General features: G+C 50.8%; 20 protein-coding genes and 1 other annotated feature. All 20 genes read left to right on the top strand.

Annotated elements, in window-relative coordinates; genetic code table 11:
* Positions 1-14 precede the first annotated feature (14 nt).
* Positions 15-1,310 carry a glutamate-1-semialdehyde 2,1-aminomutase gene (gene hemL / locus ACOZB4_RS26830; RefSeq protein ID WP_379411158.1) on the top strand — a complete coding sequence of 432 codons (1,296 nt, stop codon included), beginning with the start codon at positions 15-17 and terminating at the stop codon, positions 1,308-1,310.
* Positions 1,307-2,215: an RluA family pseudouridine synthase gene (locus ACOZB4_RS26825; RefSeq protein ID WP_379411155.1), complete on the top strand. Its 909-nt coding sequence runs from the start codon at positions 1,307-1,309 to the stop codon at positions 2,213-2,215. Before hemL ends, ACOZB4_RS26825 begins: the two co-directional genes overlap by 4 nt.
* Positions 2,216-2,378: 163 nt before the next feature.
* Positions 2,379-3,725, top strand: a complete 1,347-nt coding sequence (locus tag ACOZB4_RS26820; RefSeq protein ID WP_379411152.1) for a LysM peptidoglycan-binding domain-containing protein — start codon at positions 2,379-2,381, stop codon at positions 3,723-3,725.
* A gap of 190 nt (positions 3,726-3,915) precedes the next feature.
* Positions 3,916-4,216: a binding site (T-box leader), on the top strand.
* A gap of 112 nt (positions 4,217-4,328) precedes the next feature.
* The gene (locus ACOZB4_RS26815) at positions 4,329-6,998 is read left to right on the top strand and encodes a valine--tRNA ligase (RefSeq protein WP_379411149.1); all 2,670 of its coding nucleotides are present in this window, start codon (positions 4,329-4,331) and stop codon (positions 6,996-6,998) included.
* A 34-nt stretch (positions 6,999-7,032) separates the two neighbouring features.
* Entirely contained in the window at positions 7,033-8,409 is a 1,377-nt protein-coding gene (locus ACOZB4_RS26810) for a bifunctional folylpolyglutamate synthase/dihydrofolate synthase (protein ID WP_379411548.1), read from the top strand.
* Between the two features lie 6 nt (positions 8,410-8,415).
* Positions 8,416-9,792: a UDP-N-acetylmuramate--L-alanine ligase gene (gene murC, locus ACOZB4_RS26805; protein WP_076323126.1), complete on the top strand. Its 1,377-nt coding sequence runs from the start codon at positions 8,416-8,418 to the stop codon at positions 9,790-9,792.
* Between the two features lie 214 nt (positions 9,793-10,006).
* Entirely contained in the window at positions 10,007-11,398 is a 1,392-nt protein-coding gene (locus ACOZB4_RS26800) for an SPOR domain-containing protein (RefSeq protein WP_379411142.1), read from the top strand.
* Positions 11,399-11,525: 127 nt separating this feature from the next.
* Positions 11,526-11,768 carry a DUF4321 domain-containing protein gene (locus ACOZB4_RS26795; protein WP_076323127.1) on the top strand — a complete coding sequence of 81 codons (243 nt, stop codon included), beginning with the start codon at positions 11,526-11,528 and terminating at the stop codon, positions 11,766-11,768.
* A gap of 25 nt (positions 11,769-11,793) precedes the next feature.
* Complete coding sequence (locus ACOZB4_RS26790) at positions 11,794-12,405, top strand: Maf family protein (RefSeq protein ID WP_339271580.1); 612 nt, start codon at positions 11,794-11,796, stop codon at positions 12,403-12,405.
* An 85-nt stretch (positions 12,406-12,490) separates the two neighbouring features.
* The gene (radC, locus tag ACOZB4_RS26785; RefSeq protein ID WP_009593994.1) at positions 12,491-13,180 is read left to right on the top strand and encodes a RadC family protein; all 690 of its coding nucleotides are present in this window, start codon (positions 12,491-12,493) and stop codon (positions 13,178-13,180) included.
* A gap of 38 nt (positions 13,181-13,218) precedes the next feature.
* Positions 13,219-14,253 carry a rod shape-determining protein gene (locus tag ACOZB4_RS26780; RefSeq protein WP_009593998.1) on the top strand — a complete coding sequence of 345 codons (1,035 nt, stop codon included), beginning with the start codon at positions 13,219-13,221 and terminating at the stop codon, positions 14,251-14,253.
* Positions 14,254-14,310: 57 nt separating this feature from the next.
* Positions 14,311-15,186 (top strand): rod shape-determining protein MreC, encoded by an 876-nt coding sequence (gene mreC / locus ACOZB4_RS26775; RefSeq protein WP_076323129.1) that lies wholly within the window; start codon positions 14,311-14,313, stop codon positions 15,184-15,186.
* Position 15,187: 1 nt separating this feature from the next.
* Positions 15,188-15,712: a rod shape-determining protein MreD gene (mreD, locus tag ACOZB4_RS26770; RefSeq protein ID WP_076323130.1), complete on the top strand. Its 525-nt coding sequence runs from the start codon at positions 15,188-15,190 to the stop codon at positions 15,710-15,712.
* Positions 15,713-15,795: 83 nt separating this feature from the next.
* Positions 15,796-16,458 carry a septum site-determining protein MinC gene (locus ACOZB4_RS26765; protein ID WP_076323131.1) on the top strand — a complete coding sequence of 221 codons (663 nt, stop codon included), beginning with the start codon at positions 15,796-15,798 and terminating at the stop codon, positions 16,456-16,458.
* Between the two features lie 3 nt (positions 16,459-16,461).
* Positions 16,462-17,256: a septum site-determining protein MinD gene (gene minD / locus ACOZB4_RS26760; RefSeq protein ID WP_009594006.1), complete on the top strand. Its 795-nt coding sequence runs from the start codon at positions 16,462-16,464 to the stop codon at positions 17,254-17,256.
* A gap of 167 nt (positions 17,257-17,423) precedes the next feature.
* Positions 17,424-18,332 (top strand): peptidoglycan DD-metalloendopeptidase family protein, encoded by a 909-nt coding sequence (locus tag ACOZB4_RS26755; protein ID WP_379411130.1) that lies wholly within the window; start codon positions 17,424-17,426, stop codon positions 18,330-18,332.
* Complete coding sequence (locus tag ACOZB4_RS26750; RefSeq protein ID WP_379411127.1) at positions 18,325-19,188, top strand: M50 family metallopeptidase; 864 nt, start codon at positions 18,325-18,327, stop codon at positions 19,186-19,188. Before ACOZB4_RS26755 ends, ACOZB4_RS26750 begins: the two co-directional genes overlap by 8 nt.
* 118 nt (positions 19,189-19,306) lie before the next feature.
* Positions 19,307-20,542 (top strand): Rne/Rng family ribonuclease, encoded by a 1,236-nt coding sequence (locus tag ACOZB4_RS26745; RefSeq protein WP_339292677.1) that lies wholly within the window; start codon positions 19,307-19,309, stop codon positions 20,540-20,542.
* Between the two features lie 161 nt (positions 20,543-20,703).
* Positions 20,704-21,015, top strand: coding sequence for a 50S ribosomal protein L21 (rplU, locus tag ACOZB4_RS26740; protein WP_006208810.1), 312 nt, complete (start codon positions 20,704-20,706; stop codon positions 21,013-21,015).
* A gap of 13 nt (positions 21,016-21,028) precedes the next feature.
* Positions 21,029-21,361 (top strand): ribosomal-processing cysteine protease Prp, encoded by a 333-nt coding sequence (locus tag ACOZB4_RS26735; protein ID WP_076323135.1) that lies wholly within the window; start codon positions 21,029-21,031, stop codon positions 21,359-21,361.
* Positions 21,362-21,363 lie beyond the last annotated feature (2 nt).

Genomic DNA, 21,363 nt, shown 5'->3' with positions numbered 1-21,363 from the left:
TAGGAGTGCATAGTATGAGCCAAGATATGCGGAAAGAAGAATTATCGCGTTCTGCTTTTGAAGAAGCGAAGTTATACATTCCCGGCGGTGTCAACAGTCCGGTACGTGCGTTTAAATCTGTGGGACTAACGCCGATTTATATCGATCGCGGAGAAGGCAGCCGCGTATATGATATCGATGGCAACAGCTTTATCGATTACGTAGGTTCTTGGGGACCGCTGATTATGGGCCACGCGCACCCTGAGGTCGTTGAAGCGCTTCAGGAGACCGCTGCGAAGGGGACCAGCTTTGGTGCGCCAACCCTGTTGGAAACGAAGATGGCGAAGCTCGTCTGCGAGCGCGTGCCGTCGATGGAGGTTGTGCGAATGGTGAATTCCGGTACGGAAGCTACCATGAGCGCCATCCGGCTGGCGCGCGGTTATACCGGGCGCAGCAAAATCATCAAATTCGAAGGCTCTTATCACGGTCACGCCGATAGCCTTCTGATCAAGGCGGGATCGGGCATCGCAACGCTGGGTCTTCCCGATAGTCCCGGTGTCCCTGAGAGCGTGGCTTCCAACACCATTGCCGTTCCTTATAATGACTTGGAGTCGGTAGAGCTTGCCTTCAAGCGGTTCGGCGAAGAGATCGCCGCAGTCATTGTTGAGCCGGTGGCCGGCAACATGGGCGTGGTACCTCCACAGCCAGGGTTCCTGGAAGGACTCCGCAAGGTCACTTCCGATTATGGTACAGTGCTTATTTTCGACGAGGTCATGACCGGATTCCGCGTGGATCTAAACTGTGCGCAGGGACGTTATGGCGTTACGCCGGATTTGACATGTCTGGGCAAGGTGATCGGCGGCGGTCTGCCAGTCGGTGCTTATGGAGGCAAGCGTGAGCTGATGGATCAGATTGCTCCGGCAGGGCCGATCTATCAAGCAGGAACGCTAAGCGGAAATCCGCTCGCCATGGCGGCCGGCTACACGACTCTAAAACTGTTGACGCCTGCTATCTATGAACAGCTGGAGGAACGGGGAGCCCGCCTTCAGGCCGGATTTGAGCGAAACGCTAAGGAATTCGGGATCCCGCTTACGATCAACCGGATCGGGTCCATGGTATGTCCTTTCTTCACGAATACGCCGGTTGTCAATTTTGATACAGCCAAGACAAGTGATCTGGATCGTTTCCGTCAATATTTTGCAGCGATGGTAGAAGAGGGAGTAAGCGTACCTCCTTCCCAGTTCGAGGGCATGTTCATCTCGGGAGCGCATACGGTGGAAGATATCGATGCCACCATCGAAGCCAACTACAATGCCTTCAAGAGCCTATGAGTTACGGGGGCAATTGGAGCAAACGCGGCGAATGGCTGGAGATGACGCCGGGCAAGGCGCTGTTAGGTCAGCCGGATCGGAACGAGGCTGCTGCCAAGTGGCTTATGGAAACGGTCGGTATGCCCGAGAAGCTGTATCGCAAGCTTCATCATGAGCAAGGGATACAATGGGGAGGGGACCGGCTTCGGCTGGTCCTTTTTCCTTATCGGGATTACGGCATCGAACCGAGATGGCAGAAGCTAGATGTATTGTACGAGGACGATTTCTGCCTGGTCGTGAACAAACCGGCCGGCATGGCGGTCCATCCGGACAACGAGAGCACGGAGACGACGCTGAATCATGTGGTAGCTGCATATTACGAAGCCGAAGGCATTCATACGGCAGTCCGGCATATTCATCGGCTGGATAAGGACACAACAGGTCCCGTACTGTACGCCAAGAATGAATATGCGCAGCTAAAGCTTGACGAGGCCATGCGGGAGAAGAAGATCGTCCGGATTTATGCGGCTATCGTTCAGGGGAGGGTCTCGCAGGATCTGAAGAGAATCGATTTGCCGATAGGCAAAGACCGCTATCACGCAAGCCGCCGGCGAGTTTCATTAACCGGGCAGGCTGCGATCACGCATATTCTCTCATCTGAAGTGTATCCAAAAGCCAGCCTGCTGCAAATTCGTCTGGAAACCGGCCGTACGCATCAGATCCGGGTGCATCTAAGTCATATGGGACATCCGCTTCTGGGAGATTCCTTATACGGAGGACCCGAGACGTTCCCGCGCCAGGCGCTGCATGGCAAACGTCTGTTGTTTACTCATCCTCTCTCGGGCGAGAGTATCGAGGTGGAAGCGCCCTGGCCTCAGGATATGTTGGAGTTAAGAGAGCAAATCATAGAGTCAGCAGGCCGTTAAGAAAATTTGCAAAATCCTGAATGAACCGGTAACTTTCACGCACAATTCGCAAAAAAGTCATGCTCTCCTATTTTCGGCATATAGATAAATTGAGTGGCAAAACTTAGGCTCATGCCGTGATAACAGATCACGGATAGTATATGCCAAAAAGGAGGACATTCCCGTGTTTGACCAGTCCTACGGATTGCGGTTCGATATTTACGAGCGTATTAATTTAACGGAAGATTTGCCGGGAATCGATGAATTGGAAGAGGCGGAGTTGATCCCGCACATTCAGGTGATCAGTCAGCAGGACCAGGCCACGCTTCGGGGTCATCTGCTTCTTGCAGGCCTGTATAAAGGTGACACCGAAGCTGGAGAGACGGAGCCGCTCGAACACTGGATTCCGGTCGAAATCACGGTCCCGTTGAACCGGGTATCATCATTGGATGACATCGCGGTCGAGATCGAGAATTTTGACGTGGATTTGTTATCTAAGCGCAGCTTGAACATTACAGGGGTTCTGTCGCTCAAAGGAATTCAGGCGGCGGCTCCGGGAGCCCGTGACCAAGTATGGGCCAATGAGGAATTCACAGTGGTACATGCTCCTGAAGCGACAGATTATTCGAACGGGGAGCAGCAGTTCGCAGCCAACCCGTATGACCAGTTTCAAGACGGAGCCAACACTGATGCGAATTCGGCTTCACCTTCTTACTTCAACGAGGCTCAGCCCCAAGCCCAAGAGTCCGGGACGGATGCACGCACACAGCAGTATCTGGCATCCTGGGCGCAGTATGAGAACCAAACTCGGGATTCACAGGCCTCGGATAGCACCCTAAGCATCTCCGGTGCGACTGAAGCCCGGGATACGGTCGAATATGCCTTACATAGCGAGACGGAAGCTCAGGCAGCTGAGCCGTCGATTCCAAGTGTATGGCAATTCGAACGGGCTGCCTCCCAGCCGGAGCCGGTGCAGGAAGATTCAGCAGCCGGTTTCCCTGGTGTCACTGAGCGTAAGGGTGAAGAAGTTGAAGCCGTACCGGTGCTGGAATCACCGGAAACGGAGGAAACCCAGCCTGTTTTTGCTGAGGAAGCAGTACCTTTGGAGGATATGGATGATATAACGGAGGAGGTTTCCGTTAAAGTTGAAGAGGTTCCAACCAAACCGGAGTTAAAGGTGGCCTTCAACTCAAAGAACAGCAGCACAAACAGCACATCGGGTGTAGGCTTATCTTCATTGCTTCAATCGAGCAGAACGGTTCAGGATCAAGCCGCTCGGGACGAGGAAGAAGAGGCGGAGGAATTGGTTGATTCGGCTTCGGCCGAGGATGTGGAGTGGAAGAGTCTGTTCCTGGGTAACCGCCGCGAGGAAACGCCGTTCCGCAAGGTCCGGATGTGCATTGTACAGCGTGAGGAGACACTCGACGAGATTGCCGAGCGTTATCAACTGACGCCGCGGGAGCTTTTGTTATATAACCGCATGTCCGAGCAGAATGTGGAAGAAGGACAGGTATTATACATTCCCCAGTAATCGGTGGGGGGAGCAATTGCGTAAGAAAAAGCAGGTCAAGGTAGGACATCCTTGGCCTGCTTTTTCAATGTATAAGATTTATTGATTCGGCAGGTATGATGTCTAAATCGATCGGAAACACTCGAAATATTGACTATATGCAACAACCACGGTATATTTGAATAGAATATGTACAGGTATTTCATAAGCTAGAACAACGTTGAACGGGAAGAGTAGGAAGGTATGGCCTTCAGAGAGCGGAATTGCTATCAAGCGCTGTGAGATTCCGCAGGAACCAGCTTGCCGAAGTCACCCCGGAGTTGCGGACTTGAGATAGAGTAGGGATCGATTGCTACCCTGGTTAGAGTTCGTCGGCCGCAGCCGTTATCTGCGTAAAGTGTCGTGCTTGATCGTAAGCCTTTCATGTTCTTCATGGGAGGACACGGTTGATGAATTATTTATAAGCACGAAACAAAGGTGGTACCGCGAGAGAACAGTCTTTCGTCCTTTGAGGACGAAGGGCTTTTTTTGTTTCATGCCAAACATTGATATTCATGCCCACGCCCGGAGGCTAAAACATTTCGGGTTGGCAAAACTGATTAACAGTATCGGAGGTACGAAAATATGGATCAAAAACAAAACCAATCCCAGTTAGAAATGCCGACGACGTATGATCCGAAGGCAGCTGAACAAAAATGGTATCCGTACTGGAAGGAAGGCGGCTTCTTTGAAGCTGGCAAACGACCGGATGCGGAACCGTACACGATTGTTATTCCTCCACCAAACGTTACGGGAATGCTTCATATCGGCCATGCCCTTGACTTTACGCTGCAGGATATTCTGATTCGCGTAAAGCGGATGCAGGGTTATGATGCGCTGTGGCTGCCGGGCTCTGACCATGCGGGCATCGCTACGCAAACCAAGGTTGAGCAGAAGCTTCGCGAGGAAGGCGTTACCCGATACGATCTGGGACGTGAAAAATTCCTTGAGAAAGTGTGGGAATGGAAGGATCTATATGCGAATACAATCCGTGACCAATGGTCCAAGATCGGCCTGTCCCTCGATTACTCCAGAGAACGTTTCACGCTCGACGAGGGGTTGTCGGACGCGGTTCGGGAAGTATTCGTTAAGCTCTATGATAAAGGGCTCATATATCGCGGTAAACGCATCATCAACTGGGACCCGGCTGCCCGCACGGCTTTGTCCGATATTGAAGTGGAGTACAAAGAGGTCAACGGCCATTTGTATCACTTGCAATATCCTCTAAAAGACGGCAGCGGCTCCATTACCGTAGCAACCACCCGTCCGGAGACCATGCTTGGCGATACGGCGGTAGCCGTTCATCCGGAGGATGAACGCTATAAAGACATGATCGGCAAAACATTGGTCCTGCCGATTGTCGGCCGCGAGATTCCGGTTATTGCCGATGAGTACGTTGAGAAGGACTTCGGCAGCGGAGCGGTTAAAATTACGCCGGCGCATGATCCGAATGACTTCGAAATGGGTCAGAGACATGACCTGCCGCAAATTACCGTGATGGATGAATCCGGGACGATGAATGAGTTTGCCGGTAAGTACCAAGGTCTTGACCGGAGTGAATGCCGCAAGCAGATCGTAAACGACATGAAGGAATCGGGCGTATTGCTCCGCATCGAAGATCATGTCCATCAGGTTGGCCATAGCGAAAGATCCGGTGCGGTGGTTGAGCCTTATCTGTCGACGCAGTGGTTCGTTAAGATGCAGCCGCTTGCGGAAGCAGCTGTGGATGCGCAGAAATCCGGCAAGGGCGTTAACTTCGTGCCTGACCGCTTCGAGCGAGCCTACCTGCATTGGATGGAGAATGTACGCGATTGGTGCATTTCCCGTCAATTGTGGTGGGGCCACCGGATTCCGGCCTGGTATTCCGAATCGACGGGCGAAGTGGTTGTTGCCATGAATGAAGAGGAAGCGCGCGCGAAGCTTGGCAAGGATGATCTGAGACAGGATGAGGATGTGCTGGATACCTGGTTCAGCTCCGCATTGTGGCCGTTCACGACCATGGGCTGGCCGAATCTGGACAGCGAGGATTTCAAACGATATTATCCAACGAGCGTTCTCGTGACGGGTTATGATATTATTCCGTTCTGGGTATCGCGGATGATCTTCCAAGGGCTTGAATTTACGGATCAGATGCCGTTTAAAGATACGCTGATCCATGGTCTGGTCCGGGATAGCGAAGGCCGCAAGATGTCCAAGTCGCTCGGAAACGGTATCGACCCGCTTGAGGTTATTGAACAGTATGGCGCAGATGCCATGCGTTATATGATATCGACCGGCAGTACGCCGGGTCAGGATCTTCGTTTCCGCTGGGAACGCGTGGAACAAGCGCGTAACTTCGCGAACAAGATCTGGAATGCGTCACGTTTTGCGCTCATGAACCTGGAGGGCTTCACGGCGGCGGATATCGACATTTCCGGAGAGCTGGGAACGGCCGACAAGTGGATTTTGCATCGTTTGAACGAAACTTCCCGCGACATTACGCGTCTAATTGATGCCTACGAATTTGGCGAAACTGGTCGACTGCTCTACAATTTCATCTGGGATGATCTGTGTGACTGGTATATCGAGTTTGCCAAGCTGTCCCTGTATGGAGAGGATCAAGCGGCCAAGAAAAAGACGCAGTCGGTGCTTGCCTATGTGCTGGACCGCACGATGCGTTTGATCCACCCGTTCATGCCGTTCATCTCCGAAGAGATCTGGCAGCATTTGCCGCATGAAGGCGAGACGGTGATGTTGGCTTCATGGCCGACCTATGATGAGGCGTTTGAGAATACGGAAGCTGTTACCGAAATGAACCTGCTGATGGATGTCATCCGCGCTGTACGTAACATCCGGGCGGAAGTAAACGTACCAATGAGCAAAAAAGTGGAGCTGCAATTAAAGCCGGTAAGCGAGCAAATTGCCAGCATTATCGATCGCAATGCGGATTATATTTGCCGCTTCTGCAACACGTCGGAGTATCAGTCCTCCCTTGCGCTTGAGGCGCCGGATAAGGCGATGACCGCTGTGGTTACAGGTGTTGAAATGTATCTGCCGCTTGCCGGGTTGATCGATATCGCTCAGGAGATCACGCGTCTGGAGAAGGAAATTCAGCACTTGAATAGCGAAGTCGAGCGTGTGGAGAAGAAGCTGAACAATCCTGGTTTCGTATCGAAAGCACCGGAAAAGGTGATTGAAGAAGAACGGGCGAAGCTTGTGGATTACTCGGACAAACGCAGTAAAGTGATCGCACGCATCGAAGAATTGAGAGGCTGAGGGCAAGATGAACTTGGACCAGAAGGTGAGAACGATGGTTGATCATTCGGCAGCAGCAGTTGTAGCTCCGTTCCATACCTATGAGGAAGCGGTAGCTTGGATCAATGGGCTGATTCCGTTTGGAATCCGCCCTGGCATGGATAGAATTCAGCGATTGATGGAGCTGCTGGGCCATCCGGAACGGCGGTTGAAATTTATTCACGTGGCCGGAACGAATGGAAAAGGCTCCACATGCGCTTTTTTAACAAAGGTTTTGCTTCAAGGGGGATTCACGGTTGGCACCTACACTTCTCCCTATATTACGAAGTTTACCAATCGGTTTCAGTATAACGGCGAGGACATACCGGAAGAGACGCTGCTGGCGCTCGCGAATCGCTTAGAGCCGCTTGTAGCCGAAGTGGCGAGCTCCGGGCTTGGATCGCCCACGATGTTTGAGGTGTCCACCGCCCTTGCGATCCTGTATTATGCCGAGGTATCTTATCCGGATGTAGTGGTATGGGAGACGGGACTTGGCGGTCGCCTGGACGTGACCAATATCGTTCATCCCATCATTTCGGTGATCACGAATATCGGGATGGACCATACCGACGTTCTGGGTGACACCATTCAGGAGATCGCCACCGAGAAGGCTGGCATTATCAAGCCTGGAGTCCCTGTGGTGAGTACGGTAACTCAGCCTGAGGCTGTCGAAATTCTGAAACAAGCGGTAGAAAAAAACCGTACAAGTCTGTATCTCGTAGATGAACAATTCTCCTATGAGCGACTGCGCGGGGATGAAGAAAGCCAGACTTTCCGCTTTAAGGGCCCGTTCCGGGACATGGATCTGGACATCTCGATGCAAGGCGAGCACCAATGCGCCAATGCTGCGCTTGCCATGATGACGCTGGAAGTGCTTCGCCAGTACATGGCTTTTATCGTGGATGAAGAAGAATTACGTACAGGGTTTAAGGATACTTTCTGGGCGGGAAGACTGGAACAAGTACAGTCCTCCCCGCGGATTGTTCTCGATGGTGCGCATAACCCTGAAGGGGCTGAAACCTTGGCCAAAAGCTTGCCGCAGATCTATAAGTATCGGAAACTGAACTTAATGATGGGAATGCTGGCAAATAAGCATCATGAATCGTATTTGCAGCATATACTGCCAATAGTGGATACGCTTATCCTGACTGAACCGGATTTCCGGAAGAAACTGGACGCCAAGGCGCTTGGTGACATCGTAGAGCAGGTAAGGGAGAAATACGCCAAACATACACTGCAAATCATCATAGAACCAAATTGGAAAAACGCACTTGAAGAGTTGAAGTCACGGACGGAAGCGGAGGATCTTGGGGTGGTGTCGGGCACGTTGTACCTGATTGCCGACGTGCGTTCCAACCTCCTGGGCCTTTCCGATTCTGAAAAAGGTTGGTGATATCTGTTGAATACATCGGAACATGTTCATTTTATAGGAATTGGCGGCTACGGGATGAGCGCCATTGCAAGAGTTATGCTGGAGATGGGTTATAAAGTCACGGGTTCTGACGTGGCATCGCAAGAATTGACAGAAAAGCTGGCGGCCAAGGGCGCCAAAATATACATTGGACATACCGCCGAGCAAGTCCAGGGCGCGGACCTTGTGGTTTACTCGACGGCATTGTCCAAAGACAACGTGGAGCGGGTCGAAGCAGAGAAGCTGAACATTCCTGTCCTTCACCGTGCGCAGATGCTGGCGCGTCTTTTGAACGAACGCAAAGGAGTCGCCGTAGCGGGTGCGCATGGTAAGACAACCACTTCATCCATGATTGCGCTCGTGATGGAAGAATGCGGAGTCGATCCGACATTTATCATCGGCGGGGAAATCATGAATGTTGGCACCAATGCCAAAGCCGGCGAAGGCGAGCACGTGGTGGCCGAAGCCGACGAGAGTGACGGTTCATTCCTTCAGTACCACCCATGGCTCGGCGTTGTTCTGAATATTGAGGCCGATCACCTGGAGAATTACGAAGGGGATTTCAATCGTCTCAAGGCAGCTTATGTACAATTCCTCAGCCAGATTAAGGCAGACGGGACGGCCGTGGTTTGCGCGGACGATAACAACATCCAGGCTATTTTGCCTGACCTTAAATGCAATGTGACCACATACGGCATTCATGCTGATGCGGAGTATACGGCAAAAAATCTTGTGCTCGGCGACCGTCACGTCAGCTTCACGATGCTTCATAACGGAATGGAGCTGGGCACCGTGGAACTGTCCGTACCGGGTAAACACAATGTCTACAACGCAATGGCTACGGTGATATGCTGCTTGAAAGGCGGAATCTCGTTTGAAGCGATTGTAGAGGCCATTGTTAAGTTCAACGGCGCTAAGCGCCGCTTCCAGGTGCTTGGTGAAGCAGAAGGCATTCTGGTGATTGACGACTATGCGCATCATCCGACGGAGATTGAGGCTACGATCAGTGCCGCTAAAGCGACGGGCAAACGGATTATTGCCGTATTCCAGCCGCAGCGGTATTCGAGGACCTTTTTCCTTCTGGATGCGTTTAGCCGCGCGTTCGGAGAAGCCGATGAGGTGATTATCACCGATATTTATTCTCCTGCCGGCGAGAAGCAAATCGAGGGTATCAGTTCCGGTAAGCTGGTGGAGCTGATTGTCCAGAACAGTAATGCCGGTGCCCGCTATTTGCCTACCAAAGAGGATGTTCTGAACGATCTCAAAGGTCGTGTAAAAGAAGGCGATCTGGTTCTCACGATGGGGGCGGGCGATATTTGGAAAGTCGGCGCTGCTTTAGCAGAGTCTATTAAAGGCAAGAAGTAAATGGATTGCGCGCATGCTTTGCTGCTTCGCTGCAGCAGGGGATTGCATGGGCTTTTGTCTTTCGAACGGAGGCAAAGCGAGCGGAATCGCTAAGTATAACAGGCTGATCAAGATGTTTTCTTGATCAGCCTGTTTGTTTTGTTTTTCGCACACTCATAAGTTGCCAAGCTTGATCATATAGCTAGGTGTAGAAGGACAAGTGAGGTGTGTGGATATGAATAAAGCACGGATGACGATTCGTTTTGATCACGATCCGCCGAAGGACAGTCATAAGGATCATATGCGTGAGGAACGGGATCCGTATCAAAAAGTTCCAGCAAGACGCAATGACCAAGTTGATGACCGCCATCTCGTATTCGACGAGTTTGACACAACGGCGCCAGATCGGTTTGCCGATGTGGGCACTTCGTTCGAACCTAGGAGCAGTATGCAGCATGATCATCTACGCGTCGTTCCGCCTCTCCGGGAGGAGGGGGAGACCCCGAATGTGAACGGTCAAGGGTGGAGAACCTCGCGTCATAACCGGTCCAGGGGCCGATTAGCTGAGGAAAGACGGCGTCTGGATCATATCGACGGCGGGTCGTTTGGTGACGGACCTGAACATAACGATACATATGACGATATGCGTGAGCGTAAGGAACTCTATGACCTTCATGATGACGTGTATCCCGGAAGAGTGGACCCCGAAGCGAACGACTCCAACTGGAATCTCGGGCCTGAGGCGGATCTATATGAGTCATCTGCTGATGACTACAGTTATTATCGCTCACGCAAACCTACCTCCTTCTGGAAAATGGCTGTGTCTGTGACAGCGGCTGTTGTTACGGGTTTGCTGTTTGGGTATATGGTGCTGTCTATGTTTAACGGCGGTATTGCAGGTGAGGATCCAACATCGGGACAGCTTGAAACCAATGATGCAGTGAATCAAGCCCCGGCTGATTCCTCTGGTGTAACGGGTGCAACCATCGCACCTGATTTAACTGAATCGGCTGTTCACATTCCAGGTCAAATCTTTTATATGCTTCAGTACGGTGTGTTCAGCACCCCGGAACGGGCTGAGCAAGCGAAGGGGGAGCTGCTGCAGTCCGGTATTGCCGCCGGCGGAGATTCGGATGAGGAGAACCGGGTGTATGCGGGCATTTCACCAGACCGCGAGCAGGCCAAGCTGCTCAGCAATCAGCTTAAGGCCGAAGGCGTCGAATTATACGTAAGAGAAATCGCGCTCCCTAATATAGAGTCAGCTGTCTTTGCGGGCGAGGAGCAGACGCTGACGGACTATTTTACGATCAGCGGGCAACTGGTATCGGAGCTTAGTAAACTATCGGCATCGCTGCTGGGGAAGCAGGAGGCGGGCGCGGTGGCGCCGGAGAATATGACTGCGATCACAAATCTGCACCAGCAGTGGATCCAATCGATGCAGTTGCTGTCCGCCGGCTTGGGTCCGGAGACCGGGGCTGTGCTGCCGGCGATGGAGCAATCCATGAACAGTTCAATCACTGCGCTCTCCGAATATAACAAAAATCAATCCAAGGGGCATTTGTGGGAGATTCAAACAGGTATGATGAACTATGTCATGGGCCAAAAGAAACTCCTGGATGGCCTATAAATTCAAATTTACGTAAAATCCGGCTTGGAACTGGAAATAGTTCCCCCTGCCGGATTTCTGTTTGTATTGCTTATCGATTCACCGTATAATAATTAGGGTGTCAAAATATGGCGAGGGAAGAGGATGCATGAAGAAAAACAAAGGAATGCTCATCTTGTTTTTGCTGCTGGGGTGGCTGACGGGAACATGGCTTGCTAAGGCGCTTCAGCCTGTCAAGGCTTTGTCGTTTTTAACGTCTACTACACCGATTAAGTGGTCGCCTCGCGCTGATTTTGACATTATTCGTTATGATATTAACCTTGAACTTAACTTTTGCCTGCTCAGTCTGCTCGGCATTATAGCTGCACTTTGGTTATACCGCAGGCTCTAAGACATGACAAAGGAGATTATCCCCCTTGAATGAGAAGAGAAACCGCCGTATCATATTGGCCTCCACCTCTCCTCGGCGTCAGGAATTGATTGCCTCCCTTCGTATCCCATTCGAGATTATGCCTAGTGAAGCTGATGAGGACACCCCGCAAGGGTGGTCGCCAGAGCGAATTGTGGAGTCACTGGCACTACGTAAAGCGGAAGCGGTTCTCCGAAAGCTGACGGATGATCCGGGAGATGGTATCATTGTGGGAAGCGACACGATTGTAGTTGTAGATGATCATGTCCTCGGGAAACCGGAGGATCATGCTGACGCGGCAAGGATGTTGTCCATGCTTCAAGGACGGGCTCACCTCGTGTACACGGGCGTGGCTTGTGTTGATCGGGAATCCGGTCATACAAAGGTTGCCCACCGTGTGACAACCGTAAAGATGAAATCGTTAAGTGATGATGCGATCGCGGCTTATGTAAAGAGCGGGGAACCTGCTGACAAAGCAGGCTCGTATGCGATTCAAGGCTTGGGTGCAACCATCGTGGAAGGAATCGAAGGCGACTATTTTAACGTTGTCGGTCTGCCGCTTTCTCTGCTGTCGGACATGCTGTCTGAAATGGGGATGGATGTACTCACCGATTCATAGATATAGAACAACGGCATGCGAAATGTAGGGGAATCCTGAAGTTTCGGTGACCTGCTGATTTAAATCTTAGAAAAGAGGGGAATATATGGAGTCGCCAACGCTATTGCTGCGCGACATCCCCCATGATGAACGACCTAGAGAGCGCATGATGCAATATGGGGCGAGCGCTTTAAGCCATGCAGAATTGCTGGCGATATTGCTTCGGACCGGTACCCGCCAGGAATCTGCCGTACATATAGCCCAGCGGCTGCTGGGGGAAGCAGGCGGCATCCGGCAGCTCGTTGATCTTAGCATTGAGGAAATTACGCAAATCAAAGGAATTGGAACCGCTAAGGCTGTTCAGCTGAAGGCTGGCATAGAGCTTGGACGGCGCTTAGCCGCATCGAGACATGTAGAGCCAGTTATTATTCGCAGTCCGCATGACGCGGCAGAACTGCTCAGTGAACAGATGCGCTATTTACAGAAAGAGCATTTTGTCTGTGTATTTTTAAATACGAAAAATCATGTCATTGCCCAGGAAACGTTATCGATGGGAAGCCTTAATGCTTCCATCGTTCATCCCCGCGAGGTGTTCAGAGCGGCCATCAAATGCAGCAGTGCATCCCTGGTGTGCGCGCACAACCATCCTAGCGGAGATCCGACGCCCAGCCCGGAAGACATATCGCTGACTGCCCGCTTAGTGGAGGCAGGACAGATTGTCGGGATCGACGTGCTGGATCATCTGATCATTGGGGACGGATCGTTTGTAAGTTTGAAGGAACGGGGCTTGATGTAATATAATAGTTCAGATTGACGAAGAAAGGGAGATACATCATGTTAGGTGGTTTTACGAAAGATTTGGGAATCGATTTGGGGACGGCAAATACGCTGGTTTATGTTCGTGGGAAAGGAATTGTCGTAAGAGAGCCTTCCGTGGTTGCTCTGCGTACAGATACTAAGAGCATTGAAGCCGTCGGAGAATCGGCTAAGAAAATGATTGGACGCACACCAGGCAATATTCGTGCCATTCGTCCGATGAAAGACGGCGTCATCGCTGATTTTGATACAACAGCTACGATGATTAAATACTTTATTCGTCAAGCACAGAAGCAACGTTCCATATTCCCGCGCCATCCGAACGTGATGGTATGTGTACCTTCCGGCATTACGGCGGTAGAGCAGCGTGCGGTTGAAGATGCGACCAAGCAAGCTGGTGCACGCGAAGCTTATACGATCGAAGAACCTTTTGCAGCTGCAATCGGTGCCGATTTGCCTGTGTGGGAACCTACAGGGAGCATGGTTGTTGATATCGGCGGAGGTACGACCGAGGTTGCGGTCATTTCTCTTGGCGGTATTGTAACCAGCCGCTCTGTACGCGTGGCAGGCGATGAGATGGATGAATCTATTATTTCCTATATCAAACGTCAATATAACTTGATGATCGGTGAGCGCACATCCGAGCTGCTCAAGATGGAAGTCGGTTCCGCCATGCCGCTGGAGACCGTGGAAACGATGGAAATTCGCGGCCGTGACTTGGTGACGGGTCTGCCGAAGACGATTACCATTACTTCGGATGAGATTAGCGAAGCGTTGGCAGATACGATTAATGCGATTGTTGAAGCTGTTAAGGTTACGCTTGAGAAATGTCCTCCGGAGCTTGCTGCGGATATTATGGACCGGGGCATCGTGCTTACAGGAGGCGGCGCATTGCTTCGCAACCTGGACAAGCTGCTCGCTGAAGAGACCGGCATGCCGGTGATCGTTGCAGAGAATCCGCTGGATTGCGTGGCCATTGGTACAGGTAAAGCGCTCGAGAACATTCACTTGTTTAAATCCCGGAGCAGCTCTGCCGTCCGTTCCAAACGGTAGAAATCAAAATAGAAGTGTAAACCCCTAATGTTGGGAGAGAAAACAGTAAGTTAGAGGGTGTTGCAACTGTTTAAGCTGCTAGGTAATAAGCGATTGTTTATTATGCTCATCGGGCTGGTAGCGTTTATCGCTATTATGGGGTTTACGCTCGGCCCGAGAGCTTCTTTATCTTGGCCTGAAAAATTTGTCAAAGATACGGTCGGTTTTGTGCAAAGTGTGTTTTATAAGCCCGCTGCCTATATAGCGGGTTTCTTTGAAGATGTACGGAACATGAAGGAGATCTATGAAGAGAATGAGGAGTTGCGTAGAGCGGTTGCCCAATATTCTCGAGAGAGTGCGAACTATAACACGATGAAAGCTAATTACGAAAAGCTTCGGGATCAGCTCCATTTTACAGAAAACCAGAAAAATCGTGACAAATATGAGTACCGTACGGCCCAGGTGCTCAGCGTCAACTCAGATCCGAATAACCGGACACTTGTCGTCGATCTGGGCGAGCGCGATGGGGTTCGCCCTAATATGTCGGTCACGACAGTGGACGGCATGGTCGGTATTATTAGCAGTGTGAGCAATTTCACCTCAACGGTGAAACTGTTGACATCGATGGACGCCCAGGATCCGAACCCGCAGCCGATTTCGGTAACAGCCATCGGCAAAGAGGACAAAACGTTTGGCGTGGTTGAGAGCTACGATGAGAAGACCAACACACTGCAGATGACGCGTATTCAGGAGAATGATCCGATCAAGAAGGGCGATAAAATCATTTCATCCGGTGCCGGAGGCGTTATACCACAGGGCTTGATCATTGGTGAGGTAAAAAGTGTTCAGGTAAGCCAATACGGTCAAAGCAGAACAGCTACAATCAAACCAGCGGCCAAGTTTGATGACTGGAAGTATCTGATCATCGTCTTTACGCCTGAGGAGCCGGAATAAGATGGCACGTAAACAGATTCTGGTCCTGTTGCTGTTCGTGTTGTTTATCCTGCAGGGCACGGTGGTTTTCTGGTTAACGCCAAGCTCGCTGCAGCTTCAGATTTATCCTAATTTTGTATTGGTCTGCTTGTTTTTTGTATCGATTTATTATCATCGCCATACGGGGCTGGTGCTCGGACTCATATTCGGCATGCTTCACGATATCGTGTATTACGGCGAGATGATTGGCACTTATTCATTTGCTATGGGCGTATCCGCATATCTGGTGGGACTTGTATTCAAGTCCCCGCGGGCACCATTGCCCATGATGATGACCGTTGTCATCCTGGGAAGTTTGTTGTTTGACAGTACGCTTTTTGGCATATATAAGGTGTTTCGACTCAATCCGACTTCTTATAATTGGTCACTGCTTCATCATATGCTACCCAATCTCCTTGTTCATTTTGCCTTTGCTCTGGCGATTTACGTTCCTCTTCGCAAGCAGATTGAGTTGGTTACGAAGAATCAGAGAAGGAAGGCATCCTGAACCCTCCATTATGACATTTTACTAGACTAGCAGGAACTTGAAGGTTTGAGCGCGAAATGTATAGGGATGGGAGGGACAGGCTTATGGCTGTAAAATCCAATCATGTAACGATTAAGGGCATCAAAGATGGCCTGGTATTCCTGCTTGATGACCAGTGCGAGCTGGAGGAGTTGCTCGACGAGCTGCGCTATAAGCTGGAGCACAGTCATCAGAATATTTTGACCGGACCTATCATTCATGTGGATGTGAAGCTGGGTTCCCGGAAAATTTCCGAAGAAGAGAAGCAGACGATTCTTGACATATTGAAGCAAAAGGGCAACCTGCTGATACGTAATGTGGAGTCGCCGCCGCTTGAGTCCGAGCTCATCCCAGAGGAGAAGCTTACGCTTAAGACGGGAATGGTGCGTTCCGGACAGGTGCTGCATCATGACGGCGATCTCTTGTTCCTCGGCGATGTGAATCCCGGCGGGACCATAACGTGTACCGGCGATATCTACATATTGGGAGCTCTGCGTGGAACCGCGCACGCCGGTGTAGAGGGCAACGAGGAAGCGATTATAGCGGCTTCGTATTTTGCCCCCACCCAACTCCGTATCTCCCAGATGATCAGCAGACCGCCGGATGAATGGGAGACGCGGGAAACGGTCATGGAGTTTGCGTATTTGAAGGATGGAAGCATGGAGATCGATAAGATCAGCAACATCTCACGTTTGGGTCGGGATTTTAATGTGTTTAAAGGGGTGTAGAACATGGGAGAGGCAATCGTCGTAACTTCAGGTAAAGGCGGAGTCGGTAAAACGACGACATCAGCGAACATCGGCACAGCTTTGGCACTGCTCGGAAAAAAAGTGTGTCTGGTTGATACGGACATCGGTCTTCGTAATTTGGATGTCGTGATGGGCCTGGAAAACCGGATAATATACGATTTGTGCGACGTTGCAGAAGGGCGATGCCGACTTAACCAGGCGCTAATCAAGGATAAGCGCTTTGATGAGCTGTATATGCTTCCTGCAGCCCAGACCAAAGACAAGAATGCCGTTTCTCCGGAGCAGGTGAAAGATATCGTACTTGAATTGAAAAAAGAATTCGAATACGTCATTATCGATTGTCCGGCTGGAATCGAGCAAGGATTTAAGAATGCCATTGCCGGTGCAGATAAAGCGATTGTGGTTACAACGCCCGAGAATGCGGCCGTGCGGGACGCGGATCGGATTATCGGCCTGCTGGAGAGCTCGCATGTCGAGTCTCCGAAGCTCGTGGTGAACCGGATTCGCCCGAACATGGTGAAATCCGGCGACATGCTGGAGATTGAAGATGTGCTGCAGGTGCTGAATATTGATCTGATCGGTATCGTGCCAGATGATGAAATGGTCATTAAAGCGGCCAACATCGGGGAGCCTACGGTGATGAATCCGGACTCCCAGGCAGCCATCGCCTATAGAAACATCGCCCGTCGTATCCTGGGTGACACCGTTCCTCTGATGCAAATCCATCAGAAAAAAGGAATGTTCACCAAATTCAAAAAGTTTTTTGGAATGGGTTAAGGGATTAACACGAACCGGTGCCGGAAGGCATCGGTTTTTTGTTTACTTCATCGACGCTGTTTTGATCTGCATACGTTCCGCTAGCTTCTTCAATAGGGCTTGTTCTAAATATCTTTCATCTCCTCATAGGATAGAGTAAGAAAACAAGCCCCAAGGGGGAAAGAACAATGGACATCAAAACTTCAGTTAAGAACCGAAGAGAAGCCCGCATTCGCGAGCTGCTGGAAGGGGAACAGTCTCCGGCACCGCATGATAAGTCGTCATGGACGCCCGTTCCCGAAAGGAAGCTTGCCAATCTCAATCTTCACAAGACAGGCTTTGTACAGGATCACAGAGCGAACCCATCCCCTCGTCTCGCAGACAGGGAACCGGACCCCGAGCAGCTTTGGAAGCAAGGGCACCGCGGTTGGTATAGTACGCTGGATCCCGGTGATCCAGGGGAACCTCCAAGAAAAGCTTCGTTTCTGTCGGGTTTGGTGCGCCGCGTAATCGTCAGTGCGCTGGTGTTTGGGTTGGCATGGGGGGTATTTTCGTTTCAGCAGCCGTGGGCTCTTCGTACACAAGCTTTTATTGTTGAGGGACTGAGCCATGAGATGGATTTTCAGGCAGCTCAAGTATGGTACGAGGAGCACTTTGGAAGCGCGCCTTCCTTTATTCCGATTTTTGGACAAACTGACGAGCACTCGACGAAGGTAAATGCCGGGACTACTTTAGTTCCTCCGCTTTCCGGAAAGGTGGTCCAATCCTTTGCTGTGGATCTTAAAGGCATTGTTTTGGAAGCCGGAGGGGGTTCTTTAGCAGACCGGGCGGTTAAGAGTATAGAGACTGGACGCGTGCTTGAGGTTAAAGATCATCCTGAGAATGGGATCACCATTCTCATACAGCATACAGGAGAGAGAACGGCGATATACAGCAGGCTGGCAGAAACGGGACTTAAGGTAAACGATTGGGTCCAAGGTGGAGATATTATCGGCACATTGGCGTCTTCAGGCATAGGCAGCCCGCCCGCCCTTTATTTCGAACTGAAAGAGGGGAATCGTGGTGTCGATCCGGCGGAAGTGATTCCGTTTGATTAAGTTTAAGGGAACGGTATTGTCGCTGCATCCTCTCTTTGTTATTGTCATGCTGGCCTCTGTATTCACCGGTCGCTTTTTAGAATTGCTGACCCTGTTTATTATCGTGTTTATTCATGAATTGGGACACGCCGCCGCAGCGACAGCGATGGGGTTCAAGGTACGAGCCATTCAGATGCTGCCGTTCGGCGGCGTTGCTGTCATTGAAGATGACGGCAGAATGACCGCGATGAAGGAAATCATCATTGCGCTTGCAGGTCCGCTGCAAAATGTCATCATGATTGGAATTACCCTGGTGTGCAGATGGGCGGGGTGGGGAGACGAGCAGCTGTTATCTTATATCATTCAGGGGAATCTCATCATTGCGCTGTTTAACCTTCTCCCGATTCTGCCACTGGATGGCGGCAAAGTGCTGCAAGCTCTCATGAGCCTGCTCGCCCCATATCATGCGACCTTGCTGTGGGCTTCCCGCGCCGGCATTTTGTGCAGCTTGATCATGATTGGATATGGCTTGCAGCCGTTATTCTCCGGCGGCGGTATCCGTTTAAATGTGCTGATGATCGGTCTCTTTTTAGCGTATTCCAATTTTGAAGACTATCGGAATGTGCATTACCGGTTCTTACGATTTTTGGTTAATCGGAGCGGGATTTATGAACGAAATTTGGATGGACTCGGTCCTGCCCAGCCAATCGTTGCAGATTCTTCGAAACCTTTGGATGATATCATGCGTCTATTTAAACGAGAGAAGTATCATCTCATTTATGTCATGAGCGGACGAGGCAGCCTGCTTGCCGTCGTTCCGGAGCAGCATGTGATCTCTTCTTATTTTGCATCAAATGGTCCGCCCTGGTATGCGTAAATCGTAAACACCATGAGGAAGACGCAGGGCGGGCCATGATTCTTTATCCATTCATATCATCTGAGATTGTGTTAGGATAAAAAAATAGAATATCGTCTTCCATTTGAGGGGTGAAGCCATGAGGCAAATGATAGTTCATTGTGAACATGAGACCATTCAGATGGCCCTCATCGAAGATGGGAGGTTAGCAGAATTCGCCGTTGAGCGGAGTCGTGAGGAAAGTGTAGTCGGTAGTTTTTATAAGGGCAGGGTCGTTAATGTGCTGCCGGGGATGCAGGCGGCTTTTGTAGATATCGGGCTGAAGAAGAATGCATTTCTATATATTGATGATGTGCTCCATCCTCATTTAGAGAAGCAGCCCAAGCAGAAGCCGTCAATATCGGAACTGCTAACAGTTGGCCAGGAATTGATCGTGCAGGTGATGAAGGAACCGAGAGGTGGCAAGGGGGCGCGGGTCACTACCCATTTCTCGCTTCCTGGTAGATGCATGGTGTACATGCCTACTGCGGATTATGTTGCCGTCTCCAAGAAAATTGGACGTGATGCGGAAAGAGCAAGGCTCAAGAGTATCGGCGATCAGCTCCGCACAGACGAAGAGGGGATCATTATCCGCACGGTATCGGAGGACGAGCCTTTAGAATTTCTTAAGGGAGATCTTGAATATCTGCGGAAAGAGTGGGCGCGAATTCTCGACAAGGGCGAATCTTCTCCTGCTCCAACGCTTCTTCATCGTGATCTAGGTATGCTGCAGCGTTTTCTCCGCGATGCTTTTGATCCACTTCATGACGAACTTGTGATCGACAGCAAGCTCAAAGGCGAGGAAACCAAGAGCTATCTGAGGGAAACCGTTCCTGGTATAGAGCCAAAGGTTACATATTACTCGGAAGGAAGTCCGATTTTTCATGCTTACGGGTTGGACGAGCAGATGAGAGCCGGCTTTGCAAGGAAAATCACGCTTCCCGAGGGTGTAACCATCGTTGTAGATCAGACGGAGGCCATGACCATCATGGACGTGAATACAGCCAAATATATTGGTGGCGATAATTTCGAGGAAACGGTGCTGAAGACAAATCTTATGGCGGCGCAGCAGATTGCAAGAATCTTGCGGCTCTGGGATATCGGAGGCATTATCATCGTTGATTTCATCGATATGGATCGTGAAGAGTATCGGGAGCAGGTTGTTTCTGCCATGGAGGCTGTGATGCGCAAGGACCGTGCCAAGAGCTTTGTGGTGGGTTGGACCAAGCTGGGACTGCTGGAAATGACCCGCAAAAAAGCTAGAGAAAGCTCTTCGCTCCCATTTGCCAAGCCCTGCGGGGCTTGTGGGGGCAGAGGCGTTGTTATCGAACAATGATGTTGACGGTGAACATGGGATATGATATTATCATTGGGTATGTGTCTAGTGATGAATTGCTGCACATGCTGTAACCGCTCCGGTTGGGTTAGCAAGGACGTTCCTGCTTAGGACGGACACCTTAAACTAGGCGAGTCTGAGACATAGGGAGGTGCAAGCAAATGTACGCTATTATCGAAACAGGTGGTAAACAATACAAAGTTCAAGAGGGCGACGTATTGTTCATCGAGAAGCTGACTGCAGGTGACGGCGAGAGCGTGACTTTCGACCGTGTACTGGCCGTATCCAAAGAGGACGGTTTGGTAGCAGGTACGCCGGTTGTTTCCGGTGCAACTGTAACTGCGAAGGTAGAGAAGCACGGTAAAGGCCGTAAGGTCGTTGTATACAAATACAAGCCGAAGAAGAACTACCACAAGAAGCAAGGTCATCGTCAACCTTACACTAAAGTAACCATCGAGAAAATCCAAGCGTAAGTAGGTGCGGTAATTGATTACTGTACAAGTACTGCGCGGGGGAGATGGACGGATCCATAGCTTTAAGGTTACGGGGCACGCGGGATATGCCAATCCTGGAGAAGATATTGTATGTGCTGGAGTTTCCAGCATTACAGTGGGAACGGTCAATTCCATTGAAGCGTTAACCGGAACTGTTATGGAGACCCGGATGAAGGGCGGCTTTCTAAGCGCGAATCTTCCGCCGACGGCAGACGATTCCGTCTCGGGACAAGTTCAACTGCTTCTCGAATCCATGGTTGTTATGTTACAGGGAATTGCCGATTCATACGGCAAGTATATAAGAATACAAGAATTGACTACTTGAAG

This window comes from Paenibacillus sp. NPDC058898 (genome assembly GCF_049316025.1).
Taxonomy (GTDB): Bacteria; Bacillota; Bacilli; order Paenibacillales; family Paenibacillaceae; genus Paenibacillus_AQ.
Note: the sequence above shows the minus strand (reverse complement) of the source record. Positions and strands in the feature narration are given on the sequence as shown.